Source organism: Nocardia aurea, assembly GCF_003123685.1.
GTDB classification, from domain to species: domain Bacteria; phylum Actinomycetota; class Actinomycetes; order Mycobacteriales; family Mycobacteriaceae; genus Nocardia; species Nocardia aurea.
In genome coordinates this window covers 1-8,435 of record NZ_QCYJ01000083.1, presented here as the reverse complement: position 1 = coordinate 8,435, position 8,435 = coordinate 1, and the positions used below count along the sequence as shown (strand labels likewise).

General features: G+C 73.3%; 10 protein-coding genes. 4 read left to right on the top strand and 6 right to left on the bottom strand.

What is annotated here, in order from left to right:
* The coding region (locus tag DAT37_RS13235; protein WP_109525041.1) for an S-adenosylmethionine:tRNA ribosyltransferase-isomerase at positions 1 to 882 on the bottom strand (882 nt) is incomplete at its 3' end.
* A complete protein-coding gene (locus DAT37_RS13230; RefSeq protein WP_109525040.1) occupies positions 879 to 1,580 on the bottom strand; it encodes an SDR family NAD(P)-dependent oxidoreductase in 702 nt (233 codons plus the stop codon). The genes DAT37_RS13235 and DAT37_RS13230, both read right to left, overlap by 4 nt.
* A gap of 144 nt (positions 1,581 to 1,724) precedes the next feature.
* Here DAT37_RS13230 and DAT37_RS13225 point away from each other — a divergent pair, with 144 nt between their 5' ends.
* Positions 1,725 to 2,843: a GAF domain-containing sensor histidine kinase gene (locus DAT37_RS13225; RefSeq protein WP_232839718.1), complete on the top strand. Its 1,119-nt coding sequence runs from the start codon at positions 1,725 to 1,727 to the stop codon at positions 2,841 to 2,843.
* Positions 2,840 to 3,475, top strand: coding sequence for a response regulator (locus tag DAT37_RS46040; RefSeq protein WP_109525039.1), 636 nt, complete (start codon positions 2,840 to 2,842; stop codon positions 3,473 to 3,475). Before DAT37_RS13225 ends, DAT37_RS46040 begins: the two co-directional genes overlap by 4 nt.
* Before the next feature lie 23 nt (positions 3,476 to 3,498).
* On the opposite strand, the gene DAT37_RS13215 is transcribed toward DAT37_RS46040, so the two are convergent.
* On the bottom strand, positions 3,499 to 4,218 hold the full coding sequence (locus DAT37_RS13215; protein ID WP_198654260.1) for a hypothetical protein: 720 nt from the start codon (positions 4,216 to 4,218) through the stop codon (positions 3,499 to 3,501).
* 68 nt (positions 4,219 to 4,286) lie between these two features.
* Here DAT37_RS13215 and DAT37_RS13210 point away from each other — a divergent pair, with 68 nt between their 5' ends.
* On the top strand, positions 4,287 to 5,075 hold the full coding sequence (locus DAT37_RS13210; protein WP_109525037.1) for an ABC transporter ATP-binding protein: 789 nt from the start codon (positions 4,287 to 4,289) through the stop codon (positions 5,073 to 5,075).
* 99 nt (positions 5,076 to 5,174) lie between these two features.
* On the top strand, positions 5,175 to 5,930 hold the full coding sequence (locus DAT37_RS13205) for a sulfite exporter TauE/SafE family protein (RefSeq protein ID WP_109525036.1): 756 nt from the start codon (positions 5,175 to 5,177) through the stop codon (positions 5,928 to 5,930).
* A gap of 82 nt (positions 5,931 to 6,012) precedes the next feature.
* Here the strand turns inward: DAT37_RS13205 and DAT37_RS13200 are convergent, their stop codons facing one another.
* From DAT37_RS13200 to DAT37_RS13190, 3 genes are all read right to left on the bottom strand, one after another.
* Positions 6,013 to 6,948 (bottom strand): SDR family oxidoreductase, encoded by a 936-nt coding sequence (locus tag DAT37_RS13200; RefSeq protein ID WP_109525035.1) that lies wholly within the window; start codon positions 6,946 to 6,948, stop codon positions 6,013 to 6,015.
* Positions 6,949 to 6,967: 19 nt separating this feature from the next.
* A complete protein-coding gene (locus DAT37_RS13195; RefSeq protein ID WP_198654259.1) occupies positions 6,968 to 7,891 on the bottom strand; it encodes a Rieske 2Fe-2S domain-containing protein in 924 nt (307 codons plus the stop codon).
* Between the two features lie 30 nt (positions 7,892 to 7,921).
* Positions 7,922 to 8,435 (bottom strand): HD domain-containing protein (locus DAT37_RS13190; RefSeq protein ID WP_109525033.1); only part of this gene is annotated, 514 nt, incomplete at its 5' end.

Genomic DNA, 8,435 nt, shown 5'->3' with positions numbered 1-8,435 from the left:
CCCCGTGATCAGGCCGGTGACCGCTCGCACGCCGGTCAGGGGGGTGACGACGTGCCCGGTCCAGCCCGCCGACGCGGACACCCGCCCGCCGTCGCGGGCCGCGGTCTCCAGGGCGCGGACCACGGTCGTGCCGGCGGCCACCACCTGGCCGCCGCTCTCCCGGGTCAGGTTGACGAGCCTGGCGGTCGAGGCGGGCACGGCGTACCGCTCGGCGTAGGGCCGCTCGTCCTTCTCCGGCGAGGCGACGCCCGCGTGCAGCGTGATCGGCGCGATCTGGACGCCGCGCGCCACCAGCGCCGTCACCAGGTCCGCGCTGAACGGCCGGGCGGCGCTCGGCATCTCCGCGCTCCCCGGCACGGTGGCGAACACGGTCTGGTACGTCTCGATCGGCCAGTCCCGCGGCACGTACGAGTAGCGGATGGGCACGCCGTGCGCCCGCAGGTACGCCTCCACGTCCTGGTCGAGCCCGTCCTGGTCGAGCCGGGCCCGCCACAGCCGGGGCGTCTCCCGGTCGATCAGCCGCAGCGTCGCGCGTCCAGGCAGGGGCAGCCACTCGCCGGGCTCGCCACCGCGGTAGGGCTCGGTGGCCTGGGAGGTGCGGCGGCGCAGCTCGACCAGCCAGGTGCCGTCCTCCCGCGCCGTGGAGAAGTGCACGGCCAGCCGGTCGAGCCGGACGGCGGCGGGCAGGGTCGCCGAGTTGTTGACCACGATCAGGTCACCGGGCTCCAGCAGGGCGGGCAGGTCGGTGAAGCGGTGGTGTTCAGGCACGCGGGCGCCCCGGGAGACGAGCATGCGTACCGAGTCGCGGGCCAGCCCCCGGGCCTCGGGCGGTTCGTGCGCGGAGAGCGCGGGCGGCAGGGCGAAGTCGAGCGTCGCGGTCATCGCAGGCTCACCCTGCCGCTTGCCGGGCGGGCGCGTACGAGGTCGTGGAGCGCCGCGGCGACCTTCGCCGGGTCGGCGGCCCCGGCGGCCTCCTCCGCGCCGACCGCGTCGGCCAGCATGCGGGTGTTCATCTCGCCCGGGTCGACCCACCAGACGGCCAGCTCGGGCTCCTCCGAGGCCAGCACGTTCGACAGCTGCTCCAGGGCGGCCTTGGTGGCCCCGTAGCCGCCCCAGCCCTCGTACGCGCCGGTGGCGGCGTCGGAGGTGATGTTGACCACGGCTCCGCGCCGGGCGCGCAGCGCGGGCAGCGTGGCCTGCGTGAGCGCGAGGGGAGCGGTCACGTTCGTCTCCAGGAGCACCTTGAACGCCTCCAGCGGGTAGCCCGCCAGGCGCGGCAGCGGGGTCACGCCCAGGTCGCCGGCGTTGTTGACGAGGAGGTCGAGCTCGGGTGCGGCCAGCGAGAGCCGCTCGACGTGCGCGGGGTCGGTCACGTCGCCGGCGAGGGCGGTGACGGCGGCGGTCCCAGCCGGCCCAACGGTGCCGGCGGTCGTTGTGGCGTCCAGTTCGGCCGCGACCCGGTCCAGGTCGTCGCGTCCGCGGGCGGTGATCACGAGGTTCCATCCCGCGCCCGCCAATGACCGCGCGAGCGCGAGGCCGAGGCCGCGGGAGGCGCCGGTGATGAGTGCGGTGTTCGTCATGCCTCGACGCTAGGAAGGCGGCGCGGTCCGCGCATCGGGCGCGGGACCCGGCCCCGCCTCGGCACTTCGACCTAGGACCATCGGAGCCCGGGAGCGCAGAGCAGAGCCCGGGGCCGCAGAGCCCGGGACCATAGAGTAGGTGCCGTGACCTCGGAGGGCAGGGAGGAGATCCTGCAGGCGGTGAGCTCGGCCGTGCTCGCCGTGACCCGGCACCTGTCGGTGCGGGAGGTGCTGCAGGTCATCGTCCGCTCGGCGCAGCGGCTGCTGGACGCCCGATACGCCGCCCTGGGCGTGCCCGACGAGGACGGTTCGTTCGCCGAGTTCGTCGCCGAGGGCCTCACCGACCGGCAGTGGGAGGCGATCGGCCCGCTGCCCCGCCAGCATGGGATGCTCGGCGCGATGCTGCGCGACGGGGCCCCGGTGCGGCTGCCCGACCTGACGAAGGACCCCAGGTTCGAGTGGTGGCCGAAGGCGCACCCGGTGATGAAGGACTTCCTGGGCGTGCCGATCCGCGACGGCGACGAGGTGCTCGGCATCGTCTTCCTGGCCAACAAGCGCTCTCCCGGCGGCTTCACGCCCGCGGACGAGGAGCTGCTGACGCTGTTCGCCGCGCACGCCGCCATCGCGCTGACCAACGCCCGCCTGTACGAGCGCGGCCGCGAGCTGGCCATGCTCGAAGAGCGCAACCGCATGGCCCGTGAGCTGCACGACGCGGTCACCCAGAAGCTGTTCTCGCTCCGGCTGTCGGCGCGGGCGGCGGAGACGATGCTGGAGAGCGCCCCCGGCCGGGCCGCGGCCGAGCTCGACCGGGTCCAGCGCCTGGCGGGCGAGGCGCTGGCCGAGCTGCGCGCCGTGATCGTCGAACTGCGCCCGGCGGAGCTCGACCGTCACGGGCTCGCCGAGACCCTGCGCAAGCACGTGCGCCTGCTCGACCGGCTGCACCCGGCCCGGGTCACGTTCGGGTGCGACGAGCTGCCGCCGGTCGAACCCGCCGTCGAGGTGGCCCTGCTCCGGGTGGCGCAGGAGGCGCTGCACAACGCCCTGCGTCACTCCGGCGCGTCCGAGGTGTCGGTACGGCTCCGCGACGAGGGCGGCAGGCTCGTGCTGTCGGTCGGCGACAACGGCACGGGCTTCGACCAGGCGGCCTCGCGCGGCCTCGGGCTGGTGTCGATGCGTGAACGGGCCGAGTCGGTGGGCGGTGTCATGACCGTGGACTCGGCCCTCGACAAGGGGACCACGGTCCGTGTGGAGGTGGGCCGGTGATCCGGGTGCTGATAGCCGACGACCATCCGGTGGTGCGCCAGGGGCTGCGCACCTTCCTCGACCTGCAGGAAGACATCACGGTCGTGGGGGAGGCCCGCGACGGGGCCGAGGCCGTCGAACTGGTCGCCGAGCTGGCTCCGGACGTGCTGCTGCTCGATCTCAGGATGCCGGTGCTCGACGGGCTGGGAGCGCTGGAGCGGCTGTCGGGGTCGGCCACGCGGGTGGTCGTGCTCACGTCGGTGAGCGACCGGTCCGACGTGGGGCCGGCGATGCGGGCGGGCGCCGCGGGTTTCCTCTACAAGGATGTGGATCCGGCCGCGCTGGTGCAGGCCGTACGGGCCGTGCACGGCGGGCAGGTGCTGCTCGCGCCGGAGGCGGCCGAGGCGGTGCTGGCCGGAGCCGGCGGCGCTGCGGGCGGGGGCGGGGCGCCGCCGGGGCCGGCGCTGCTCACCGAGCGGGAGCGGGAGGTGCTCGCGCTGATCGCGGCGGGCCGTTCGAACCGCGAGATCGCCAGGAGCCTGGCCGTCGCGGAGAAGACGGTCAAGACCCACGTCTCGAACGTGCTGATGAAGCTGGGCGTCCAGGACCGCACCCAGGCCGCCCTGTACGCGGTCCGCCACGGCCTGGCCTGACGCACGTCGGAGGATCGATCGGGCTATGAGCCTCTGAGCGGCTCGAAGACGGCGTGGTGGGCGGCCACGAGGGCACGCCGTACCGCGCCGTCGAGCTCGCGGAGGGCGGCGCCGCGCGTGGCGTGCTGCGCCGAGGTCAGCCCGCGCTCGTCGGCCAGCCGCAGGACCGCGGAGAGCCGCGTGGCCAGCGACGCGACGCGGTGGGCCCGCGCGGGATAGCCGGGAGCGAGCCCCGCCCCGCCGGCGGCGAGCCGTTCCGGCCGGCCCTGGGCCGGGCCCTCGACTGAGGCCAGCGCCTCGGTCGCGGACCGCATTACGGCCGACAGCTCCTGCTCGGCCTCGGCGACCGACGGCAGGTCGTGCCTGACGGGCCCGGCCTCGTGCACGGCCAGGCGTACCCCGACGTACGAGGACCCGCGCAGATCGGGCGAGGGGACCAGCCCGAGGCGGCGGTCGGGGAGGACGGCGATGGCGGCCTCGCCCGCGTCCACGGCGGCGGAGTTGAACTGCGGGGGCCCGGAGAGCCCGAGCGGGTCGCCGGGAGCGGGCAGCGCGAGCCGGAACCCGGTCAGGCCGTCGGCCCGGAGGCTCGCGAGGTACTTGCGCAGCGGAACCTCGCCCACAACCGTGGGACCGGCGGCGGATTCGACACGGTCGGCCGCCTCGTCGAGGCCCACGTGACCTGCGAGCCAGGAGTTGCACCAGGCGACCAGGACGGGAGAGACAGTCGATTCAGGGCGCACCGGTCCACGATAAGCGCTCGCCCTGCAATAGGTTTGACCCGAGCATTCTCCTGAAGGAGGGACCGGGGATGGGTGGTCAGGTGCTGCGGCTCCAGGACGTAGCCGTCAGACGGGACGGAGCGGCCCTGCTGCGCGGCATCGACTGGGAGGTCAACGAGGACGAACGATGGGTCGTCGTCGGGCCCAACGGCGCGGGCAAGACCACCTTGCTGCAGGTCGCGGCCACGCTCCTCTATCCGAGCGAGGGCGTCGTCGAGGTGCTCGGCGAGCGGCTGGGCCAGACGGACGTGTTCGACCTGCGGCCCCGCATCGGGCTGGCGAGCTCCGCGCTGGCCGAGCGCGTCCCGCCGGAGGAGAAGGTCATCGACCTCGTGCTGACCGCGTCCTACGGGATCATGGGTCGCTGGACCGAGGAGTACGACTCCAACGACGTCACCCGGGCCGTCGAGCTGATCGACATGCTGGGGGCGGCCCACCTGATCCGGCGTCGGTTCGGCACCCTGTCGGAGGGGGAGCGCAAGCGGGTGCAGATCGCCCGCGCGCTCATGCCCGACCCCGAGATGCTGCTGCTCGACGAGCCGGCCGCCGGGCTCGACCTGGGCGGGCGCGAGGACCTCGTGCGCCGCCTGTCGGTGCTCGCCCACGACTTCCGCTCGCCCACGCTGGTGCTGGTCACCCACCATGTGGAGGAGGTGCCGAGCGGGTTCACGCACGGGCTGCTGCTGCGCAACGGCTCGGTCGTGGCACAGGGACCGCTCGACCAGGTGATGACGGCCGACAACCTGTCGCGCACGTTCGGGCTGCCGCTCACGCTCGACCGCAGCGCCGAGGGGCGCTGGTACGCCCGCGCGCACTAGCGCCGGCGCGATCGGCGTGGACTTTTAAAGACACTCACGGCCGCCGAAGCCGGTGACCCGCTGTGATCGGGCGGGTGGCGGACGTCTAGGCTCGGGCGGGTGACGATCTGGGAAGCGCTGGCGGTGTGCGCGGCAGGGGTCGCGGCCGGGGCCATCAACGCGGTCGTCGGCTCCGGCTCGCTGATCACCTTCCCCACCCTCGTGGCGGTGGGCCTCGATCCCGTGGTCGCGAACGTGTCCAACAACATCGGCCTGGTCCCCGGCTCGTTCACCGGCGCCTACGGCTACCGCGAGGAGCTCAAGGGCCAGCGTGACCGGCTCGTCCGCCTCGGCACCGCCTCGTGCCTCGGCTCGATCATCGGCGGGATCCTGCTGCTCTACCTCGACCCGAGGGTCTTCCAGGTCGTGGTGCCCGTGCTGATCGCCGGGGCGTGTGTGCTGGTGGTGGCGCAGCCGCGGCTGAGCGCCAGGCTGGCGCCCGGGCGCGAGCACGCGCACTCCCACGGGGGGGTGGCGCTCTGGCTCGGCGTGCTCGGCGCGGGGGTCTACGGCGGCTACTTCGGCGCGGCCCAGGGCGTGCTGCTGATCGGGCTGCTCGGCACCTTCCTCAGTGACGACCTCCAGCGCGTGAACGCCGCGAAGAACGTGCTCTCATTCGTCGTCAACTCAACCGCGGCCGTGCTCTTCGTCCTGTTCGCCGAGGTCGACTGGTGGGCTGTGCTGGCGGTGGCGCTGGGGTCCACGGTGGGCGGGTTCGCGGGGGCGAAGGTGGGGCGGCGCATCCCGGCGCCGATCCTGCGGGGGATCATCGTGGCCGTCGGGATCGCCGCGATTATCAAACTGGTGTACGGATAACTTCCCGCCCTTCTGGGTATGAATCCGACATGAAGGGTGATCGGGTGGAGATCGTCATCGACGCGGGGGGTAGCCCGCGTACCTACGAGGTCGTCGCCACCCGTGCGGGCCGCCGCGTCGAGGTGGCCACGAGGCGGGGCCTGGTCGAGGTCAGCGAGGTGACGCGCAGCGGCACCGCCATACGCACCGCGCGGTTCATGTCCAGCCGCATCCTCGCGCTGGTCGAGCACCCCGCCGACGAAGACTCCGCCATCCGGCACTCCACCGACGAGCCCTGAGCCACTGACGAGCCCTGAGCCGCCGGCGCCCCGTCCACGAACTCGGGATCGCCCCAGGCGGCCAGCAGCTCCTCCCGGGCGGTCTCGGGCGGCAGTTCCTCCCAGCGCACCTCCCGCCCGGTCGCCTCGCCGATGATCCGGACCTGCTCCGCCTGCGTCAGCCTCTCCGGGCCGGTGATCACGTACGCGGCCCCCGCGTGCCCGCCCGAGGTGAGCACGTGCACCGCGACCGCCGCTATGTCCTCCTCGTGGATCAACGACCGCGAAGCCTCCCCGTACGGCCAGCGCACCACGCCCTGGCGGATCTGGCCGGCCCAGCCGAGCGTGTTCGTCGCGAAACCGCTGGGTCGCAGGAACGTCCACGCCATCCCGGTCCGCCTGATCAGCCGCTCGAGCTCCTGATGGAAGAGCGCGGGCTCCTCGTCCTCGGCGAGTTCGGCCACGTCGGCCGACAGGTAGACGACACGGCGGGCGTGCTTGGCGACGGCCGCCACGACCGGCTCGGCCGTCTCGGCGGCGAAGCCGGGCCAGATCAGGAAGACGGCCTCGACGTCACGCAGCGCGGGCTCCAGCGTCTCGGGCGCCGTCAGGTCACCGCTGACCACCTCGACACCGGCAGGAAGCCTGGCCCTGGACGGGTCGCGGACCAGCGCGCGGACCGCGAGGCCCGCTTCGGCCAGCTTGGAGACGACGTGCTTGCCCACATTCCCGGTCGGCCCGGTCACGAGAATCGTGCTCATGGCCCCCGACCGTAGGACCTCAACTCAACTTGAGGTCAAGCCCGGGGCGCACCTGGATGACGCCGTCACGCCGGATCCGGGTCTCGAAGGTCGGCGCGGGCGCGGTCGCGGGCCCATGCTTGACCGACCCGTCGCCCAGCCGGAACGTGCTGCCGTGCCACGGGCACACCACGCACGCCTCGCCGTTCTCCTCGACGAGCCGGCCCTGGTGGAGCGGGCCGGCGAGGTGCGGGCAGCGGTCGGCGAGCACGGTCACGTGGTCGCCCCGCCGGAGCACGAACAGCTGGATGTAGCCGAGCCGCCGCGCGACGGGCCTGCCGTCGGGGAGGTCGGTGAGCGCGCAGAGGTCGTGCCAGCCCAGGGGCACCAGGTGCGCGACCTGGGGCGCGTGGTTGGCCCCCGCCGCCTGCCGGTAGGCCATGTGGCCTCCCAGGTAGGCGCCCGTGCTGCCCACGCCGACTCCCGCGAGGCACAGCATCCGGCCGGCCCGCTCGTTCCCGGCCAGCCGCGAGACCAGCGAGGCGGAGAACAGGCCGAGCGCGGTGACGTTCAGCATCATGTGGACGAAGCCGACGCGCTGCTGCTCCAGGTGCAGCGACGACCAGTCGGTCAGCCCGGCCGCGGCCGTGGGCAGCGCGTTGCCGACGCCGACGGCCAGCAGCAGCCGCGACGCCCTGGGATCGATGCGTGTGAGGTCGAGCACGGCCGCGGAGATCCAGCAGCCGAGGCTCACGTTGGCTAGTGGAGGATGTGAGGGTTTGCCCAGGGGCACGCCGTGGAGCACGTCGCGCAGCGGGCCAGGACGGATCGTGTCGCGTACGGCCTTGGCCAGCACCCGGATGGGCGCGTCCATGGCCTTGGACCTCTCGAGCTGTTCCGCGAGGTCAACCGGCCCCCCGAAACGGCGCAAGTGCCTACGTCTCGGTCGCACTATCTCTTTCACGAAATGTCCCCTACCCCCGCCTTGAGGGCATCACTCGGACAGGTGACCCCTGGCGACGGAGAGCTCCACCAGGTCCAGTGCGTACGCGCCCAGCGAGGGCGAACCCTCCTCGATCAGCCGGACCTTCTCCTTGACCTGCGCCGCCGTCGCCTTGAACAGCGGCCAGGTGCCGCCCTCGGTGTTGTGGTTGGCCAGGATCGGCGCGAAACGGTCGAGCGCCCTGGCGAACCTCGCCTCCGGCGTCTTACGCGCCTCGAACTCCTCCCACAGGTCACGCAGCGCGGCCGCCTGGTCGGCGGGGAGCAGGGCGAAGATCCGGTCGGCGGCGGCCCGCTCGGCCTCGGCCTGGGCGGCCACCGCGGCCGGATCGTAGATGAACGTGTCGCCCGCGTCGATCTCGACCAGGTCGTGCACCATGAGCATGGCGACGACCCGCTGGATGTCGGTGCCGGGAGGCGCGTGTTCGGCGAAGATCATCGCCAGTATGCCCACATACCAGGAGTGCTCTGCGTCGTTCTCCCGCCGGGAGCCGTCCATGAGCAGG